Origin of the sequence: Aestuariibius sp. HNIBRBA575 (assembly GCF_040932005.1) — a bacterium.
In the GTDB taxonomy this organism is placed as follows: domain Bacteria; phylum Pseudomonadota; class Alphaproteobacteria; order Rhodobacterales; family Rhodobacteraceae; genus CANLNM01.
This window is the reverse complement of the sequence record NZ_CP162414.1, coordinates 2,800,120-2,817,695: the sequence shown is the minus strand read 5'-3', so window position 1 is coordinate 2,817,695 and position 17,576 is coordinate 2,800,120. Positions and strand designations below refer to the sequence as shown.

20 protein-coding genes are annotated in these 17,576 nt (G+C 54.8%); 13 read left to right on the top strand and 7 right to left on the bottom strand.

Annotated elements, in window-relative coordinates; all coding sequences use genetic code 11:
• The first annotated feature begins 84 nt into the window (after positions 1-84).
• The 6 genes from AB1F12_RS14195 (at position 85) to AB1F12_RS14170 (ending at position 5,804) form a co-directional block, all read left to right on the top strand.
• Positions 85-876, top strand: a complete 792-nt coding sequence (locus AB1F12_RS14195) for a S49 family peptidase (protein ID WP_368185021.1) — start codon at positions 85-87, stop codon at positions 874-876.
• A gap of 179 nt (positions 877-1,055) precedes the next feature.
• Entirely contained in the window at positions 1,056-2,009 is a 954-nt protein-coding gene (locus tag AB1F12_RS14190) for a calcium/sodium antiporter (RefSeq protein WP_368188379.1), read from the top strand.
• A 470-nt stretch (positions 2,010-2,479) separates the two neighbouring features.
• Entirely contained in the window at positions 2,480-4,360 is a 1,881-nt protein-coding gene (uvrC, locus tag AB1F12_RS14185; protein ID WP_368185020.1) for an excinuclease ABC subunit UvrC, read from the top strand.
• A gap of 90 nt (positions 4,361-4,450) precedes the next feature.
• Positions 4,451-5,116, top strand: a complete 666-nt coding sequence (pgsA, locus tag AB1F12_RS14180; protein ID WP_368185019.1) for a CDP-diacylglycerol--glycerol-3-phosphate 3-phosphatidyltransferase — start codon at positions 4,451-4,453, stop codon at positions 5,114-5,116.
• Positions 5,116-5,361, top strand: a complete 246-nt coding sequence (moaD, locus tag AB1F12_RS14175) for a molybdopterin converting factor subunit 1 (protein ID WP_368188378.1) — start codon at positions 5,116-5,118, stop codon at positions 5,359-5,361. The genes pgsA and moaD overlap by 1 nt, the downstream gene beginning before the upstream one ends.
• Positions 5,361-5,804, top strand: coding sequence for a molybdenum cofactor biosynthesis protein MoaE (locus tag AB1F12_RS14170; protein ID WP_368185018.1), 444 nt, complete (start codon positions 5,361-5,363; stop codon positions 5,802-5,804). The genes moaD and AB1F12_RS14170 overlap by 1 nt, the downstream gene beginning before the upstream one ends.
• Here AB1F12_RS14170 and AB1F12_RS14165 read toward each other — a convergent pair.
• Complete coding sequence (locus tag AB1F12_RS14165; RefSeq protein WP_368185017.1) at positions 5,801-6,373, bottom strand: DNA-3-methyladenine glycosylase I; 573 nt, start codon at positions 6,371-6,373, stop codon at positions 5,801-5,803. The genes AB1F12_RS14170 and AB1F12_RS14165 overlap by 4 nt on opposite strands.
• Before the next feature lie 96 nt (positions 6,374-6,469).
• Here AB1F12_RS14165 and AB1F12_RS14160 point away from each other — a divergent pair, with 96 nt between their 5' ends.
• The 3 genes from AB1F12_RS14160 (at position 6,470) to phbB (ending at position 9,421) form a co-directional block, all read left to right on the top strand.
• Entirely contained in the window at positions 6,470-7,258 is a 789-nt protein-coding gene (locus AB1F12_RS14160) for an EAL domain-containing protein (protein ID WP_368185016.1), read from the top strand.
• Between the two features lie 171 nt (positions 7,259-7,429).
• Positions 7,430-8,608, top strand: a complete 1,179-nt coding sequence (locus AB1F12_RS14155; protein ID WP_368185015.1) for an acetyl-CoA C-acetyltransferase — start codon at positions 7,430-7,432, stop codon at positions 8,606-8,608.
• A 90-nt stretch (positions 8,609-8,698) separates the two neighbouring features.
• Positions 8,699-9,421 (top strand): acetoacetyl-CoA reductase, encoded by a 723-nt coding sequence (gene phbB, locus AB1F12_RS14150; RefSeq protein WP_368185014.1) that lies wholly within the window; start codon positions 8,699-8,701, stop codon positions 9,419-9,421.
• An 87-nt stretch (positions 9,422-9,508) separates the two neighbouring features.
• Here the strand turns inward: phbB and AB1F12_RS14145 are convergent, their stop codons facing one another.
• Positions 9,509-9,646, bottom strand: coding sequence for a hypothetical protein (locus tag AB1F12_RS14145; protein ID WP_368185013.1), 138 nt, complete (start codon positions 9,644-9,646; stop codon positions 9,509-9,511).
• 106 nt (positions 9,647-9,752) lie between these two features.
• Here AB1F12_RS14145 and gcvA point away from each other — a divergent pair, with 106 nt between their 5' ends.
• Positions 9,753-10,697, top strand: a complete 945-nt coding sequence (gene gcvA, locus AB1F12_RS14140; RefSeq protein WP_368185012.1) for a transcriptional regulator GcvA — start codon at positions 9,753-9,755, stop codon at positions 10,695-10,697.
• Positions 10,694-11,557, top strand: coding sequence for a DMT family transporter (locus tag AB1F12_RS14135; protein ID WP_368185011.1), 864 nt, complete (start codon positions 10,694-10,696; stop codon positions 11,555-11,557). Before gcvA ends, AB1F12_RS14135 begins: the two co-directional genes overlap by 4 nt.
• A 3-nt stretch (positions 11,558-11,560) precedes the next feature.
• Here AB1F12_RS14135 and AB1F12_RS14130 read toward each other — a convergent pair whose 3' ends face one another.
• The 3 genes from AB1F12_RS14130 to AB1F12_RS14120 form a co-directional block, all read right to left on the bottom strand.
• A complete protein-coding gene (locus AB1F12_RS14130; RefSeq protein ID WP_368185010.1) occupies positions 11,561-11,728 on the bottom strand; it encodes a YdcH family protein in 168 nt (55 codons plus the stop codon).
• A 119-nt stretch (positions 11,729-11,847) separates the two neighbouring features.
• Entirely contained in the window at positions 11,848-12,615 is a 768-nt protein-coding gene (locus AB1F12_RS14125) for a tRNA1(Val) (adenine(37)-N6)-methyltransferase (protein WP_368185009.1), read from the bottom strand.
• A complete protein-coding gene (locus AB1F12_RS14120; RefSeq protein ID WP_368185008.1) occupies positions 12,593-12,808 on the bottom strand; it encodes a DUF2007 domain-containing protein in 216 nt (71 codons plus the stop codon). The genes AB1F12_RS14125 and AB1F12_RS14120 overlap by 23 nt, the downstream gene beginning before the upstream one ends.
• 54 nt (positions 12,809-12,862) lie before the next feature.
• Here AB1F12_RS14120 and AB1F12_RS14115 point away from each other — a divergent pair, with 54 nt between their 5' ends.
• Complete coding sequence (locus AB1F12_RS14115) at positions 12,863-13,861, top strand: polyprenyl synthetase family protein (protein WP_368185007.1); 999 nt, start codon at positions 12,863-12,865, stop codon at positions 13,859-13,861.
• Here AB1F12_RS14115 and AB1F12_RS14110 read toward each other — a convergent pair.
• A complete protein-coding gene (locus tag AB1F12_RS14110) occupies positions 13,854-14,729 on the bottom strand; it encodes a 4-(cytidine 5'-diphospho)-2-C-methyl-D-erythritol kinase (protein WP_368185006.1) in 876 nt (291 codons plus the stop codon). The genes AB1F12_RS14115 and AB1F12_RS14110 overlap by 8 nt on opposite strands.
• Positions 14,713-16,428 (bottom strand): tetratricopeptide repeat protein, encoded by a 1,716-nt coding sequence (locus tag AB1F12_RS14105; protein ID WP_368185005.1) that lies wholly within the window; start codon positions 16,426-16,428, stop codon positions 14,713-14,715. The genes AB1F12_RS14110 and AB1F12_RS14105 overlap by 17 nt, the downstream gene beginning before the upstream one ends.
• Positions 16,429-16,665: 237 nt before the next feature.
• Here AB1F12_RS14105 and AB1F12_RS14100 point away from each other — a divergent pair, with 237 nt between their 5' ends.
• Positions 16,666-17,544, top strand: a complete 879-nt coding sequence (locus tag AB1F12_RS14100; RefSeq protein WP_368185004.1) for a hypothetical protein — start codon at positions 16,666-16,668, stop codon at positions 17,542-17,544.
• Positions 17,545-17,576 lie beyond the last annotated feature (32 nt).

The window sequence follows — 17,576 nt, the reverse complement described above, 5'->3', positions numbered from 1 at the left end:
CAAACAGGCCACAGGCGCAGGACAGGGGAAAAGCGTTGGCTTCGCTCCCTTGTCCCGCGACGAACTGCCGCCTACATGAAGGGCATGAAACGTTTCATTCCTTTTATCAAATCCGACCCGCGCGTCGCTGTCATCCGTCTGAACGGCGTTATTGCGTCCGGCGGACGTGGGCTGAACGACGCGACATTGGCACCAATCGTTGAAAAAGCATTCCGATCCAAACCGGATGCCGTCGCTTTGGTGATCAATTCGCCGGGCGGTTCCCCGGTGCAATCTTCGCTGATCGGTGCGCGAATCCGGCGTTTGGCGGACGAAAAAGACATTCCCGTTTACGCCTTTGTCGAAGATGTCGCCGCGTCAGGTGGCTATTGGCTGGCGGCGGCTGCCGATGAAATCATCGTGGATGCGTCTTCTGTGATCGGATCCATCGGGGTGATTTCCTCTGGCTTTGGGCTTCAGGATTTTATTGCAAAACATGGCGTGGAACGGCGGGTTTACACGGCGGGCACGTCCAAATCGCAACTGGACCCGTTCAAGGCGGAAAACCCCGAAGATATTGAACGCCTAAAGGTCCTGCTGGAACAGATCCACGCGACGTTTAAGGAACATGTGCAATCCAGACGCGGTGACAAATTGGCGGATGCGGATTTGTTTAACGGCGAAATTTGGGTCGGCCACAAAGGCGTCGAAATGGGCTTGGCCGATCATGTGGGGCATTTGGTGCCTTTCATGAAGGAAAAATTCGGCGACAAAGTTCAATTCCGTGTTCTGTCGCCCAGTCGGCGATCCCTGTTGTCGCGTTTGTCGATGGGAATCGTTCGTGACGCTGTGTCTACGGTTGAAGAACGCGCCGCCTATGCCCAGTTTGGGTTGTAAGAAAGTTGTAAAATGGTTGTGAAAATTGTTTTTCTCTTTCTGATCTTCATGGTGGTACTTGCCATGTTCGGGAAATTGCGCTTTCCGGGGCAGCAACGATTGGCGGATGCCAAATGCGCCAGATGTGGGCGTTTTAGAATTGGGAAGGGGCCGTGCCCCTGCAGGGGGACGCGCTGAACATGGCAATGGATTGGATCTATGTGGGGCTGGGTCTCGTGATCTTGCTGCTCGCAGGGGATGCATTGGTGCGGGGCGCTGTTAATTTGTCGCTGCGTCTGGGCGTACCTGCGTTGATTGTGTCCCTGACGATTGTCGCCTTTGGGACCTCTGCGCCAGAATTGTTGATTTCGATCCAAGCGATCATGGATGGTGTCCCCGGATTGGCTTTGGGCAATGTTGTGGGATCAAACACCGCCAATATCCTGTTGGTGCTGGGCGTGCCGGCGCTGTTGGCCACCATGCATACATCCGAATGCAGCACCCGCGGCAATTTCCTGCAAATGATCGGGGCGACATTGCTGTTTATCGTGCTGTGTTTCTGCGGAACCATCACTTGGGTGGATGGTTTGATCCTGCTGACGGCTTTGTTTGCGATGCTGGCCTATGCGGCCCGGTCCGCGATGCAGCACCGGTCAGCCTGTGCTATGCTGGACCCAGACGAAGACATCGAAGGTGCGGATCCATCGATGAGCTGGCCCAAGATCCTGTTATTCCTGGGTCTGGGCATGGTCGGTCTGCCACTGGGCGCTAGCCTGTTGGTGGATGGCGCGGTCAATATTGCGCGTGATTTCGGTGTGTCTGAAACGGCGATTGGTTTGACCTTGGTTGCGTTGGGGACATCATTGCCGGAATTGGCGACGACGGTTATGGCCGCATTGCGTCGCCAAGCAGAAGTCGCATTGGGCAATGTGATCGGGTCAAATATGTTCAACCTGTTGGCCATTATCGGCATCGCAAGCTTGGTTGGTCCGATCCCTGTCGAACCTTCGGTTCTGAGCTTTGATCTGTGGATCATGCTGGGTGCATCGCTGATGTTGGTGCCGTTTGTGTTCTTTAAACAGGACATCACCCGGATTTGGGGCATTGGGCTGAGCGCACTCTATGTTGTGTATGTGGCGATTGTGTTGGGGTAACCCGATGCGTCGCGCCACAGGGCGGGAAAACCGGGCTGACTGCGATCTGTAAACCCTTTGTCGAAACCTGAATACTGCGCACAGCTTTCTCAAGTGGGACGTGGCAGATCACGCGCTTTTGATTGTCGGACAATTGCGGCGATTTGGTCTCAATAATCGTCGGTTTTATGGGGGTTTGGCCGGCATCGTGCAAAGTTGTGCACGGGGGCAGTTTGGGTGTCACATTTTGTTTACGATTTGGTAATGTTTTCAAGCGCTTACAATTGATACACTTTTTTGCGCATGAAAATCAATGACTTATGGGTTTGCCTATTTTTTAGGCAGTACGTCGAAATGGGCCGAAAACAAGGGAAATATCGATTTGACCGCAGGATGTCCCCGGACTTATCCACAGTTTCAGTGGAAACCTTACCTCTTGCCTCAATCGCTGTATCATTGCAGCAATACCGCAGAATCACGAAAGCGTGTCCATGTCAGAGCAGCCCACAAACACCCCCGCCGAACCGCCGCTAAAAGGGCATGATTGCATACATGCTTATTTGCGGACATTGGACGGATCGCCGGGCGTTTATCGGATGCTCGATGATCAGGCGCGGGTTCTATATGTAGGGAAGGCGCGCAACCTAAAGGCGCGTGTCAGCAACTACGCCCGCCCCAATGGTCATTCAGCCCGGATTGCGCGGATGATTTCAGAAACATCATCGATGATGTTCCTGACCACACGCACCGAAACCGAAGCTTTGTTGCTAGAGCAAAACCTGATCAAGCAGCTAAAACCGCGCTACAACGTGCTGTTGCGCGACGATAAAAGCTTCCCCAACATTCTAATCAGCAAGTCACATGATTATCCGCAGCTGAAAAAACATCGTGGCGCAAAGAAAGAAAAGGGCAGCTATTACGGCCCCTTTGCCAGTGCGGGCGCGGTCAATCGGACGTTGAACCAATTGCAAAAGGTGTTTTTGCTGCGCAATTGCACCGACGCCACGTTTGAGGCCCGCACGCGCCCCTGTCTGCAATATCAAATCAAACGCTGCTCTGCGCCCTGTGTGGGGTATGTCAGCACGCAGGATTACGATGTGCAGGTGCGGGATGCGCATCAGTTTCTATCTGGCAAAACCACGCAAATTCAGGAATCGCTGGCCAAGGAAATGCAAGTCGCGTCTGACGCGCTGGAATTTGAACGCGCCGCGGCCCTGCGGGATCGGATCAATTCCCTGACGCAGGTGCAGGCTTCCCAAGGGATCAATCCGCAAAACACCGCCGAAGCTGACGTGATCGCGTTGCATCAACATTCCGGTCAGGCCTGTGTGCAGGTGTTTTTCATTCGGTCGCATCAGAATTGGGGCAACCATGATTATTATCCCAAACTGAACGGCGAAGAGGACAGCGCTGAAATCATGCAAGCCTTTGTCGGGCAGTTTTACTCCAACCGCGAACCGCCACGCATGGTGCTGTTGTCACATGGGTTGGACGCCCCCGATCTGATGACCCAGGCCCTGACCGATAAGGCCGAGCGCAAGGTTGAAATCATCGTTCCCCAACGGGGCGAAAAGTCAGAGCTGGTGTCAGGCGCGTTGCGCAATGCCCGCGAAAGTCTGGCGCGCAAAATGTCAGAAACGGCCACGCAGGGTAAATTGCTGCGTGGTTTGGCAGAAGCCTTTGATTTGCCAGAGGTGCCCCAGCGGGTGGAAGTCTATGACAACTCGCATATTCAGGGCGCCCATGCGGTTGGGGCGATGATCTGTGCGGGTCCCGAAGGGTTCATGAAAAACCAGTACCGCAAGTTTAACATCAAAGGCGAAGACCTGACGCCCGGCGATGATTTCGGCATGATGAAAGAGGTGCTGACGCGCCGTTTCAAACGGTTGCTGAAAGAAGACCCAGATCGACAAGAAGGCCACTGGCCCGGTTTGCTACTGATCGATGGGGGTGCAGGTCAGGTCAGTGCCGTGCGTGAAATCATGCGCGAATTGGGCGTGAATGACGTGCCGATGGTCGGGGTTGCTAAAGGCGTTGATCGCGACCACGGCAAAGAGGAATTTCACCGCACAGGCAAACCCGTGATGGCCCTGCAACGCAATGATCCTGTGCTGTATTTCATCCAACGCATGCGCGACGAGGCGCACCGATTTGCCATCGGCACACACCGCGCCAAACGCACCAAAGCCATCGGCGCAACCCCGCTGGATGACGTGCCCGGCGTGGGTGCCACCCGCAAACGGGCATTGCTGGCGCATTTCGGATCGGCCAAGGCCGTCAGCCGCGCCAATCTGGCCGACCTAAAGGCCGTGCCGGGCGTGTCTGAAAAGCTGGCGGAAACGATCTATGGCTTCTTTCACGAAGGGACCTAGGCGTTTGTTGGTCCAAATGCTCACGTTATTGCGACATCAACGCCGCATGATCCGCTTCCCCCCAAGAACCAGACAGGTTAACAACAGACTATGACTTGGAACCTACCCAATCTTTTGACGTTGCTGCGCCTTTTGGCGGCCCCCGGCGTTGCGATCATGTTTTTGTACTTTGCCCGCCCACATGCGGATTGGTTTGCGCTGATCCTGTTTGTTGTGGCTGCGGTGACCGATTTTCTGGACGGCTATCTGGCGCGTGCATGGAAACAGGAATCAAAATTCGGGGCCATGTTGGATCCAATCGCGGACAAGGCAATGGTGGTGATTGCTCTGCTGGTGATCACCGGATTTTCAGGCATGAACCCATGGATTTTGATGCCTGCCACATTGATCATGTTCCGCGAAGTGTTCGTATCAGGTTTGCGCGAATTTCTGGGCGACACGGCTGGCACTCTCAAAGTGACCAACTTGGCCAAGTGGAAAACCACGTTTCAGATGGTCGCGATTGCGGTTTTGTTCGCCAAAGGTGCGTTTGAACATTACCTGATCGCACATACCGTCGGCATGGATTACACGCTGGTCCAAGCGATCCTTGACGGGGATGTCGTGGACGAAGTTGGCCTGCGTTGGAAACAGCTAGGCTGGGATATGTGTTTTTATGGTGGGATCGCGCTGTTATGGGTGGCGGCGGCGCTGACCGTGTTGACCGGCTGGGATTACCTGCGCAAAGCCATGCCTTATCTAAGGGAACACCCATGATTGATGTGATGTATTTTGCCTGGGTTCGTGAACGGATCGGCCTGCCCAAGGAACGTGTGGAAACCGACGCAAAAACCGTCATGGATTTGGTCAACGAACTGCGCGAGCGCGAAGATCGCTATGCCGCTGCATTCGAAGATATCACCGCGCTAAAGGTCGCCATCGATCAGGAATTGACCGATTTTGACGCCCCACTGGCCGGGGCCCGCGAGGTGGCGTTTTTCCCGCCCATGACAGGTGGCTGATGCGGCTGGTGGTCGACACAGCCCCGTTTGATGCGGGGGCGGAACTGAATGCGTTTTCCGCCGATGTGGCCGGGGCGGGCGCAATCGTCAGCTTTACGGGGATTGTGCGTGACGTGGCCGGTGGGCTTGATCTGATGCGGATCGAACATTACCCCGGCATGACCGAAAAGGCCATTTCATCGATGATGGAAGATGCTAAATCCCGGTTTTCCCTGACAAATGTTCTGGTCATCCATCGCCACGGTGATCTGCATGCGGATGACCCGATCATGATGGTCGCAACTGCGTCACGCCATCGGGTTGACGCGTTTCAAGCCGCTGAATTCCTGATGGATTACCTGAAATCACGTGCGCCATTTTGGAAAAAAGAAATGACCGCCGACGGGTCGGATTGGGTCGCCTCTAAGGAAGAAGACGAAGACGCGCTGGATCGCTGGACCTAACGCGACGCCAATTCGGCACAATCTTTGTGACGCGGGCAATCGATGACATGATCATTGACCATCCCCACGGCCTGCATAAAGGCATAGACGATCACGGGGCCGCAAAACTTAAACCCTTCGCGTTTCAGATCCTTTGATATCTGTTCGGATAACGGCGTTTTTGCAGGAATATCGGCCAGGGTTGCCCAATGGTTTTGCAACGGTTTGCCATCCATATAGTTCCACAAAAACTGATCAAACCCTTCGCGTTGCTCAATTTTCTGCCAAACGCGTGCGTTTTTAATCGTGGCTTCGATTTTTGCGCGCGACCGAACGATGCCCGCATTTTGCAGCAAACGTTCGACGTCTTCTTCGCCCCAACCTGCGATCACATTTGGGTCAAACCCTTCGAATGCGTCGCGAAAATTTTCCCGTTTCTTCAGGATCGTGATCCAGCTTAATCCAGCCTGAAACCCATCCAAAATCAGCTTTTCCCACAGGGCACGACTGTCCCATTCCGGCACACCCCAATCGGTGTCATGATAATCAAAATAAATCTGTTCCGGACCGGCCCAACCACAACGCGTCATTACATTCCCCAAATGGTTCAAATTTGAACTCTTAACCCGACATTAGCGGCGGATGAGGCAAGGTGCCAGCATTGCAATCTGTTGATGGTCCAGAAAATGAGCGAAACCGCCAGACAAAAAGAGGCGTCAAATCCGCTGGATTATGCCATGGCCAGCCGTGACAAAGATGTGATGTCTTTGGTGCGCAACGCCTTGGCGGCCGAACGGTGCAAACTGGCGTTTCAACCGGTGGTGCGGTCCGATCAACGCGATCAGGTCGCGTTTTATGAGGGGCTGATCCGTGTGCTGGACGAAGGCGGCCGGATCATTCCCGCCCATCAGTTCATGGGATCGATTGAAGAAACGGAAATTGGCCGCGAAATCGACACGGCCAGCCTAAAGGCCGGGTTTCAAATGCTGCGGGAAAATCCGCATATTCGATTGTCAGTGAATATTTCTGCGCGATCCCTAGCCGATGGAAAATGGCGCCGGACGTTGGAATCCAACCTGTTGCAGGATGAAACGGTGGGCGAACGTTTGATTGTTGAAATCAACGAAAGCTCAGCGATGAACCTGCATGAGGTGGTCGTGCGGTTCATGGATGAATTACAGCCGCGTGGCGTGGCCTTTGCGCTGGATGATTTCGGGGCGGGGGCGACTTCGTTTCGCCACCTAAAGGATTTCTTCTTTGATATGGTCAAAATTGACCGGTGTTTTGCCCGAGGCGTCGAAGATTCCCCCGACAATCAGGTTCTGGCAGAGGCGTTGATGACCGTCGCCCATCAATTCGAAATGTTTGCGGTCTCTGGCGGGATCGAATCAGAAGCCGCCGCACAATTCATGATGAAAATCGGCATGGATTGTTTGCAGGGATTCCACATTGGAATTCCAAAAATGACCCTATAGGTCAAATTTATTTACAAAAGTTTCGCGAATATGCGCATTGGTCACACCCAAATGGCGTTGCCCATAGGGCATGCACGTCCTAGAAGTAGAGTGAATGGCGGCAAACGGGGTCCGCGCTTTCGCGCGTAGCGCCGGTTCCGTCGTCGGAACTGAACGCTATAGGAGTCTCCCATGACCAACGTCGTTATCGCCTCTGCTGCCCGGACTGCTGTCGGCAGCTTTGGTGGCTCACTTGCCAGCACACCTGCACATGATCTGGGGGCCGCCGTATTGGAAGCCGTCGTCGAACGTGCCGGCATTGCCAAAGAAGAAGTCAGCGAAACCATTCTGGGTCAGGTTCTGACAGCGGCGCAGGGTCAAAACCCGGCGCGTCAGGCCCATATCAATGCCGGTCTGTCCCAAGAGGCAGCCGCTTGGGGGATCAATCAGGTATGTGGATCTGGTCTGCGCGCTGTTGCGCTGGGGGCCCAGCACATCATGCTTGGTGATGCGTCGATTGTCGCCGCCGGTGGCCAAGAAAACATGTCGCTGTCGACCCATGCGGCCCATATGCGCAATGGTCAGAAAATGGGTGATATGAAATATATCGACACCATGATCCGCGATGGTCTGTGGGATGCGTTTAACGGTTATCACATGGGGCAAACGGCTGAAAACGTTGCCAATCAGTGGCAAATTTCCCGTGAAATGCAGGACGAATTTGCGGTGTCTTCGCAAAACAAAGCTGAAGCCGCACAAAAGGCCGGTAAATTCGCCGATGAAATCGCTGCGTTCACAGTGAAAACCCGCAAAGGTGACATTGTTGTCGACAGCGACGAATATATCCGCCACGGCGCCACCATGGAAGCGATGCAAAAACTGCGCCCAGCCTTTGTGCGTGACGGTGGTACGGTCACTGCGGCCAACGCATCCGGCCTGAATGACGGTGCGGCGGCGACTTTGTTGATGTCTGCGGACGACGCCGAAAAACGCGGGATCGAGCCGTTGGCCCGTATCGCATCTTATGCCACTGCGGGTCTGGACCCATCGATCATGGGCGTCGGCCCGATCTATGCATCGCGCAAAGCACTGGACAAAGCGGGCTGGTCTGTTGGCGATCTGGATCTGGTCGAAGCCAACGAAGCCTTTGCAGCGCAGGCCTGCGCGGTGAACAAAGACATGGGTTGGGACCCTGCAATTGTGAACGTCAACGGCGGCGCAATCGCAATCGGCCACCCCATCGGTGCGTCCGGTTGTCGCGTTCTGAACACGCTGTTGTTCGAAATGAAACGCCGCGACGCGAAAAAAGGCCTTGCGACGTTGTGCATTGGCGGTGGCATGGGTGTCGCTGTTTGTGTTGAGCGCCCATAATTAAGTTGAATTTGGATGCGCAACATTCTTGCGCATCCATAGCTCCAATACTAATAAGATTACTCAAAGAAATTCTTGAAGGAGAATCATATGTCTCGCGTTGCACTCGTCACAGGCGGATCCCGCGGTATCGGCGCCGCCATTTCCAAACAGCTTCAGGCTTCTGGTTGCACAGTTGCTGCGACCTATGCGGGCAATGATGAAGCTGCCGCAAAGTTTACGGCAGAAACAGGTATCAAGACCTACAAATGGAACGTCGCTGACTATGACGAATCCAAAGAGGGTATCGCCAAGGTCGAAGCAGAAGTGGGCCCGATCGACATCGTCGTGGCCAATGCTGGCATCACCCGGGACGCGCCTTTTCACAAAATGACGCCGGATCAGTGGAAACAGGTGATCGACACCAACCTGACCGGTGTTTTCAACACAGTTCACCCGATTTGGCCCGGTATGCGGGAACGCAAATTCGGCCGTGTGATCGTGATTTCGTCGATCAATGGTCAAAAAGGTCAGTTCGCTCAGGTGAACTATGCCGCGACCAAAGCGGGCGATCTGGGGATTGTTAAATCCTTGGCCCAAGAAGGCGCGCGCGCTGGCATCACCGCCAACGCCATCTGCCCGGGCTATATCGCAACTGAAATGGTGATGGCCGTCCCTGAAAAAGTGCGCGAATCCATCATAGGTCAAATCCCCGCAGGTCGCTTGGGTGAGCCAGAAGAAATTGCACGTTGTGTGGCGTTCCTCGCTGCAGATGACAGCGGTTTCATCAATGGTTCAACGATCTCTGCAAATGGGGCACAGTTTTTCGTCTAAGACGTTTAGCTGCGACCATCATCATACTGAAAAGGGCCGATCATGTGATCGGCCCTTTGTTTTGACGCTCGGTGAAACGGGCAGAACCTAAGCCCACCGGAACGACGAAAATTTTGGACGACGGCGGCCGACCCATGCAAAAAAATCTGACAGGACCTGACCGCGCAGCGCATGGGCATTCTGATATGCGTCACGTGTGCGACGATGTGTTGTGGCTTCGTACATGAGAACCTCCAAAGCGTTGGCTGTGTGTTGTCCTGAATATTGGGAAGTTGAGGCGTTTTGACAAACGAGACTTTTCAAAGGTTCAGTTAAGTAATACTTGTGTGAGATGGATGATCGTTTGCCCCCTCTCACCGCATTGCGCGCCTTTGATGCCGCCGCGCGCCACATGTCATTTTCCAAGGCGGCTGACGAATTGAATGTCACGCCAGCCGCGCTCAGCTTTCAAATTAAATCTCTCGAAGAGCATCTGGGTCAGCCGGTTTTCCGACGATTAAACCGGGCTGTTGAACTGACCGATGCCGGCAAAGCGCTGGTGCCGGGGGTCGAAAGTGGGTTTTCGGCGCTAACCGCAGCCTGGCGCGCAGCGCGTCGGATCGGTGATACCAGCGTTTTGACCGTCACGGCCGGGCCTGCGATCACATCAAAATGGCTGGCGCCCCGCATGTTTGAATTTGCCAGCGCCCATCCTGAAATCGAGTTGCGATTTTCAGCGACGTTGCGGCGGATGGATTTTGAACGCGACGACATCGATGTTGCGATCCGATTCGGAGAAGGAAAAGACCAAGGGCTTCATTCCACGGATCTGATTGATGAATGGATCACGCCGATGATGACCCCCGATTTGGCATCTGTCATCACGACCCCAGACAAGCTGGGACAGGCGACACTTTTGCATCAGGATTTGTACCCGTTTGATGACCGTTCTCTGGATTGGGGCACTTGGTTTCGGTTCCAAGGGTTAGATGCGCCGCCCAAAGGGGGCCCGCGTTTTTCTCAAGCGGATCATGCAATTGATGCGGCGATCGCCGGAACCGGGGTGATCTGTGGGCGCTATTCCTTGGCTGAACATGCATTGCGCACGGGCAGTTTGGTGGCGCCGTTTGCGTTGTCGATCCGGTTGCCGCATCGCTATCGTTTTTTGTGCCAAAAGGGCCATGAAACACGCCCCCATGTGGCGGCTTTTGAACGTTGGGTACTGGAACAGGTGGGCCATATGAAGTCGTTTGAGGAATGCCGCACCTTTGTGGACATGGATGGGAACGCGCTATGACCCGATCACAGGCAACGTTTGTTGGCTTTGGGGCGATCCTGTTATGGTCGTTTTTGGCCCTGTTTGCGGTCGGAGCAACCGAAGTGCCAGCATTGCAGCTAAACGCGATGTGTTTTTCGATTGGTGGTGCGATCGGGCTGATTTGGGGGGCCAAAACCGGGGGGATCCGAACGCTTCGAACCATTTCGTGGAAAGTGTATGCCTTTGGGGCGACGGGGTTGTTTGGATACCATTTGCTGTACTTTTCCGCGTTGCGATTGGCCCCCGCAGCCGAGGCCGGTTTGATCGCCTATTTATGGCCGCTGTTGATCGTCTTGTTTTCGGGATTTTTGCCGGGTGAACAATTGCGACGCGGCCATATTATCGGAGGGCTGATTGCATTCACCGGAGCGGCCGTTTTGATCACAGGCGGGGATGCCGGGTATGATCCCGACAACCTGCCGGGCTATGGGCTGGCGTTGCTGTGTGCCATAACTTGGGCTGGCTATTCTGTATTGTCCCGCCGATTGGGCGCGGTGCCGACCGACAGCGTCACGGTGTTTTGTTTGTTGGCGGCTTGCATGTCAGTGGGCGCCCATTTTCTATTGGAAACAACAGTTTGGCCATCCAGTTCATTGGCATGGGCCGCGGTAATTGCGTTGGGCACTGGTCCTGTTGGGCTGGCGTTTTTTATCTGGGATATCGGGGTGAAACGCGGCGACATCCAATTACTGGGCGTGCTGTCATACGCAGCGCCCGTCCTGTCAACGATTGTACTGATTTTGGCAGGTGTTGCGCCGGCGACAATCGCATTGCTGGTCGCAGCGACGTTGATTGCGGGCGGGGCAGCGCTGGCCGCACGGGCCAGCGCAAAGAATTAGAAATCAGGTCGCCACGAGGCGTGAAATTTCTTCTTTAAGTTGGAGTTTTTGCTTTTTCATCTTGGCAATTTCAAGATCATCAGAGCCTGCGCTGCGTTGTGCGGCTTCTACGGCTGTGGATAAGTTTTGGTGCTTCTTCCTTAGTTCTTCAATATGTGAAGTTAGGGCCATGTGTGTCCTCCTCTAAGGGTTGTTGATGTAACGATTGCATCACAGATTTTTGACCATGTCACGCCGCACGGCAGCATGTCGGCGGAGATCAGCGTCGCATTAAAAGTGTTGATGAATAGTTAATCATTCAAAGGCAAAGATTTGCCGTGCCGAAAGATATCTGAAAAATCTTCTGAATAATCATCGCCATCGGTCAAATGCTGCGGGCCGCGATGCACAACCAGCGGGAAATTGAGCCTGAAATCGGCGCGCCCACCTTTGCGGGCTTGCAGCAAAAACAGATGGGCTGCGCGGTCTTGTCGCGCCGCCAAGGGCTGTAAAACGGCCGACCCTAACCGGCCATGCAAGGCGCTCATCGCTTCTGGTAGACGGTCAATTCGCTGGATCATCGTAAACACGCCTTTGGGGGCCAATCGGCGGGCGGCCATGTTGATCCAGTCGGTCAAAGGCGTGTCGCCGCCCAATGCGGTTTCCCGTCCCGGATTGTCGGCGGAAATGCCTTTGTCCCTTAGAAAATAGGGGGGATTCGCGATAACGTGGTCAAATTGGGCTTGCTTTACATCCATGGGCAGGGCGCGCAAATCCGCGTTGATGATGTTGATGTCGACGCCGTTCTCAGACGCGTTCCGACGCGCCAAATCTGCGTAATCGGGCTGAATTTCGATCCCCGTCAGGGACAGTCCAGAAACCCGCGCGCCCAAGCAAAACGAAGCGACCCCAACCCCGCATCCCAGTTCCAGGACGCTCTGACCGGCCTGTGCGGGTGTTGCGGCTGCCAGCAAAACGGGATCGACCCCGGCGCGATAGCCTTTGCGCGGCTGCCAGATCGACAACCGCCCGCCCAAAAAGGCATCACATGTCAGTTCAGCGTCCAATGTCGATCTCATTGTCGCGCATCACCGACATCGCCAGAAAATGATCGCGATCTGCGACCATAATCCGGCGCGGCATTATGCCGATGCTGCCTTCTAGGATGCTCATATTTACGTCCAGTTCAAACCAGTCTATACCTTCGCCGCTGAGGAGCGTTGTCGCGAAGGCGATCACTGTCGGGTCGTTTGTGCGCAAAAGCTCTTTCATATCCTATAGCTAAGGCGAATCTTACGCCTTTGTCCATGAGCAGACGGAGCAGTTATGAGCCTTGATGTTGCGGCGACGAAACCACACGAAAAACTGGCCGAGGTTTTGGCCGGTGAAATGGCTGAGGTAAACACGCTCATTCGGGCGCGTATGGCGTCTGAACATGCGCCTCGGATCCCAGAGGTGACGGCGCATTTGGTTGAGGCAGGCGGTAAACGTTTGCGTCCAATGCTGACCCTGGCGGCGGCGAATATGTGTGGCTATGACGGCCCCTATCATGTGCATCTGGCCGCCACGGTGGAATTCATTCACACGGCGACCTTGCTGCATGATGATGTGGTCGATGAAAGCGCCCAGCGGCGTGGGCGTCCGACGGCTAACCTGTTGTGGGATAACACATCTTCTGTTTTGGTTGGCGATTATCTGTTTGCGCGGTCGTTCCAGTTGATGGTCGAAACCGGCAATATGCGGGTGCTGGATATTCTGGCAAATGCCTCTGCCACCATCGCCGAAGGCGAAGTGTTGCAGCTGACGGCGGCGCAGGATTTGGGCACCTCCGAAGAGATCTATCTAAAGGTTGTGCGCGGCAAAACAGCGGCGCTGTTTTCTGCTGCAATGGAGGTCGGCGGAGTGATCGCCGCGGCCGATGAAACGCTGGTCAAAGCTCTGTTTGATTATGGGGATGCGTTGGGCGTGTCGTTCCAGATTGTGGACGATTTGCTGGATTATTGGGGCTCAGACGCGACTGGTAAAAATATCGGCGATGATTTTCGCGAACGCAAACTGACCTTGCCCGTGATCAAAGCGGTGGCCCGCGCGAACGAAGAAGAGCGCGCATTTTGGGTGCGCACCATTCAAAAAGGCAAACAAGAAGACGGCGATTTACAAACGGCGCTGGACCTGCTGGCCAAACACGGCGCCATGGAAGAAACCCGCGTTGAAGCCGTTGCTTGGGCTGATCAGGCCAAGGCAGCGCTGGCGCCATTGCCCGATCACGACATCAAACAGATGCTGATTGATCTGGCCGATTACGTGGTGGCCCGCGTCAGCTGATTGCGGTTGTTTTGATCCAATAGTCCGGAAATTCCTGACGCAGCGTTTTCGCTGCGTTTTCCGCATCTTGCTGGGTTTCAAACAGGCCCCAACAGGTGCTGCCTGACCCGGACATGTCGCAATCCACGTAATCGTCGATCGCCCAGAATTCAGACATGATCCGCACGATTTCCGGGGCGATTTCCGCTGCGGGGCGGGTCAGGTCGTTGCGTTGTTCCAGCTGCCAAATGGCATAAGAGTCGATATCCATAGGATCGGGCAGGGCATCCATGGGCGGATTATCAGTGCCAAAGGCCTCTGATAACAGGTCAAATATGTCACCAGTTGCGATGTGGATGTTTGGATTGACCAGCACCAACCACATGTTCGGCAATGCCGGCGCAGGTTGAAGGATCTCGCCGATGCCCGACATCAATGTAGGGGCAGGGGCGCAGAGGCAGACCGGTAAATCCGCGCCTAACGTTAGCGCCTCTGCGCTGGTTAGTGGCGCAACATTCCATAGCTGCGCCAGTGACTTAAGCGTTGTGGCCGCATCTGAGGACCCGCCGCCAATGCCCCCGCCATGTGGCAGATGTTTGTCGAGTGTGATCGCCGCGCCCCTTGTGACATCACGCAGGTTTCGCAGCAATTCTGCGGCCTTTAGGATCAGGTTTTGACCATCCGTTGGCACACCATCCCCCAAGGGACCAGTGACGGTCAGAGACAGGTCGGATGCGGGCGCAAACGTCATATGATCCCCGACATCACGGGCAAACACGACCAGCGATTCAAGCAAATGATATCCGTCGTCACGTTTTCCAGTGATGTGAACCGTCAGATTGATTTTGGCGGGGGCAAAGGCCCGGATCACCTCAGCCGCCATTGCCATTGGCCACTTGCAAAGGGTCGCTGCCTTCTTCTGCCAGAACCACGTCCAGTCCGACGTCAATTTTGCGGCGAATGCGGGCGGCGTCTTCTTCGGTTGGATCAAAGGATAGAGCGCGGTTCCACTGGAATTGCGCCTCTGTGTAGCGGCCCACGGCCCAATATGTGTCGCCCAAATGGTCATTAACCACCGCGTCGGACGGCATCAGGGATGCGGCACGTTCCATATGGCCCACGGCTTCGTCATAGCGGCCCATACGGTACAAAACCCAGCCCAAACTATCGACAATTGCACCGCTATCGGGGCGGGATGCGACGGCGCGTTCGATCATATCCAACGCTTCGTCCATTTTTTCCTGACGTTCCACCAGTGAATAGCCCAGATAGTTCAGCACGCGGGCCTCGTCCGGGTTCAGGGCCAATGATGCGCGAAAATCGGCCTCGGCGGCGGGCCAATTGTCCAGATCATGATGGGTAATCGCCCGAGAATAGAGCACAAACCAACGGACATTTGAATCCGCAGGGAACAGGTCCAGCGCCTGCGTGTAGGCGTCATTGGCATCCCGCATGCGGTCCAATTGGCGCAATGTATCACCCAATGTGGCATGAACCATGGCCTGTTCAGGATTGCGGCGGATCAATGCCTGAAGCACTTCGACCGCGGCTTCGCGGCGATCTGCGTGAATCAACGCTTTGGCGCGGCCCAACTCGGCCTCGCTATAGGCGGGGTCGGTGGGGGCAATTTGGCGATAGGTGGCATCGGCCAGTTCAAACCGTCCCATCTGTTCCAGCAACCGCGCCGTCAGCAGGGTCGCGTCGGTGTGGGTCGGGTCCAGATCAATGGCCAGTCGCGCATAGATCAAGGTGTTGAAATCGTCGGTTTCGCCATCCAGAATTTGCGCCACAGAATACAGCGTTTCAGCAAAGCCTTCGGCGGGGGAATTCACATAAGTGAACGGCACGGTTTCCCCATTGCTGAGGCGGGTGCGCATGTCGGCGACTTTGGCGTCCACACGTTCACCAAATACGGCATCGATCAATGCAACCGCGTCTGCGTTGCGTTCCAGTTGTGACAGAACCTGCGCATGGGCCAATGTGGATCGGCGGGTACGCTGCATGCCTTGCATTGGGGACATGCCCAGAATCGCATCCGCGCCTTCGTAATCCCCTACCGACGCCAGCGCCAAAGATTTGAAATACAGCGCAAAGCTGCGCGATCCGTCTTCTGCTTCGATCATTTCGTCAAAGGCTTCGATGCCGGCGGTCATCTGACCACGACCAATATGCGCCCATGCGCGCGCCATACCGTCGACCAATGGGCCGATGGATTGACCGGCCTCTTGGGCGTTTAGCAATGCGTCCCAATCGCCCTGTTTGGCCTGTTGTGACATCGACGCCATATAGGCCAATTGTGACCCCAACCCCAAATCTATCATATTATCAGCGATATAGGCCGCCCGTGACATATCGCCGGTGCCCACATAGGATGCCAGCGCGCCCTCTAGCAGGGCGGGGTTCGTGGGATCGGCCATCAAAGATCGGGCAAAGAACCCAGCGGCTGTTTCGAAATCATTGGCATTGCTGGCGGATCGTCCGGCTAGATAGGCACCCGCGTCTTCTTGGGCCGCAACAGGGGCAGACCAGAACGGAACCGATATGGCCATTCCAGTACAGAGTAAGACAGCGCGCAGGGATCGTATCATGCAGCAAATGCTCCTTGGTCGTTTCGCTCAGACCGGAGCCTAGCCAAGCAGCGCGCAAGGAACAATCAAACATTTGTGATCCGTCACGTCATGATCCGGTTTTTGCGCAACCATCGGCCAGGTCGCTGCATGTGACGCGCAACAGATTGAGCGCGGTACAACCTTAATTTCGTCACGATGCGGGAATATCCAAATCACGATTGTTACTGTTTAAAGAGGAGGCCACAGGTATTTCCGATGGCACTTATTTATAAATCATTTGTTTTGTCTTTTTCAGTGTTGGGGCGGATGATTTGGCCGCTTTTAGGGGTTTTTGTTGTCGCCACCGTCATTTGGGGCATTCTGAGCATGCTCTCGCTTGGCTATTCTGATGTCATAAGCGGGCCGATCACGGCGACGTTCATTGCCTTAATGGGGATGCGCGCGGCGTTTTCTGTGTTGGGGGACAACAGCAAAACCAGCTATGACATCTTGGCACTTTATGCGGTGCTTTATGGCTTGGTTTTGATGATCGCCAAGGCCGGGGCAGTGCTTGTTTCTAATTTCAGCGCCGTCATTTTTGCCGATTGGCAATTAGGAACCGCAGTCTCAGTGCAAAATCTGGTGAATGCCGAACGCGCATTGCAGTCGGGTTTCGCGCTTTATGCGATCAGCGCAAATATCGTGTTCACCTTTGTGCTTTATACGTTGGTTCACGTGGCGATGGCGGTCCCGCTGGCCAGTGCGGCGCGTCGCGCCGGGCATCGATCAAAGCATACGGGGTTTTTCCACGGGTTTGGCCGTAAATTTATCCCCCTATTCTGCGTCTTTACACTGACGTTTTTCCTGCAGTTTTTCTTTAACCTTATCAGCGCTTTCTTTGCCCTTTTGCTGTTGTTTGGATCCTTTGTGGCGATGATCTTTTTCCAAACGGTTCCCGATTTTGATCCGGAATTCATCATCACAGGCGTGTTGGCGGGTTTGGGGTTGATTTGGCTGCATGCATGGGGCTGGACCGCGTCGGCAATGGCCTTGATCGACAGTGATCAGGCGATGTCGGAAAAACAGACCAAGGTGCAGGCGTTCAATCCGACACCTGAATTGGATTTACGGGCCTTGCGAAAATCACGTGAATGACGTGGTTTTTTGCGCGAACAATCCGCACCTGA

Coding starts and splice junctions, on each gene's coding strand:
- AB1F12_RS14195 (WP_368185021.1), top strand. CDS start 85: ATGAAACGTTTCATTCCTTTTATCAAATCCGACCCGCGCGTCGCTGTC.
- AB1F12_RS14190 (WP_368188379.1), top strand. CDS start 1,056: ATGGCAATGGATTGGATCTATGTGGGGCTGGGTCTCGTGATCTTGCTG.
- uvrC (WP_368185020.1), top strand. CDS start 2,480: ATGTCAGAGCAGCCCACAAACACCCCCGCCGAACCGCCGCTAAAAGGG.
- pgsA (WP_368185019.1), top strand. CDS start 4,451: ATGACTTGGAACCTACCCAATCTTTTGACGTTGCTGCGCCTTTTGGCG.
- AB1F12_RS14170 (WP_368185018.1), top strand. CDS start 5,361: ATGCGGCTGGTGGTCGACACAGCCCCGTTTGATGCGGGGGCGGAACTG.
- AB1F12_RS14165 (WP_368185017.1), bottom strand. CDS start 6,373: ATGACGCGTTGTGGTTGGGCCGGTCCGGAACAGATTTATTTTGATTAT.
- AB1F12_RS14160 (WP_368185016.1), top strand. CDS start 6,470: ATGAGCGAAACCGCCAGACAAAAAGAGGCGTCAAATCCGCTGGATTAT.
- AB1F12_RS14155 (WP_368185015.1), top strand. CDS start 7,430: ATGACCAACGTCGTTATCGCCTCTGCTGCCCGGACTGCTGTCGGCAGC.
- phbB (WP_368185014.1), top strand. CDS start 8,699: ATGTCTCGCGTTGCACTCGTCACAGGCGGATCCCGCGGTATCGGCGCC.
- AB1F12_RS14145 (WP_368185013.1), bottom strand. CDS start 9,646: ATGTACGAAGCCACAACACATCGTCGCACACGTGACGCATATCAGAAT.
- gcvA (WP_368185012.1), top strand. CDS start 9,753: ATGGATGATCGTTTGCCCCCTCTCACCGCATTGCGCGCCTTTGATGCC.
- AB1F12_RS14135 (WP_368185011.1), top strand. CDS start 10,694: ATGACCCGATCACAGGCAACGTTTGTTGGCTTTGGGGCGATCCTGTTA.
- AB1F12_RS14130 (WP_368185010.1), bottom strand. CDS start 11,728: ATGGCCCTAACTTCACATATTGAAGAACTAAGGAAGAAGCACCAAAAC.
- AB1F12_RS14125 (WP_368185009.1), bottom strand. CDS start 12,615: ATGAGATCGACATTGGACGCTGAACTGACATGTGATGCCTTTTTGGGC.
- AB1F12_RS14120 (WP_368185008.1), bottom strand. CDS start 12,808: ATGAAAGAGCTTTTGCGCACAAACGACCCGACAGTGATCGCCTTCGCG.
- AB1F12_RS14115 (WP_368185007.1), top strand. CDS start 12,863: ATGAGCCTTGATGTTGCGGCGACGAAACCACACGAAAAACTGGCCGAG.
- AB1F12_RS14110 (WP_368185006.1), bottom strand. CDS start 14,729: ATGGCAATGGCGGCTGAGGTGATCCGGGCCTTTGCCCCCGCCAAAATC.
- AB1F12_RS14105 (WP_368185005.1), bottom strand. CDS start 16,428: ATGATACGATCCCTGCGCGCTGTCTTACTCTGTACTGGAATGGCCATA.
- AB1F12_RS14100 (WP_368185004.1), top strand. CDS start 16,666: ATGGCACTTATTTATAAATCATTTGTTTTGTCTTTTTCAGTGTTGGGG.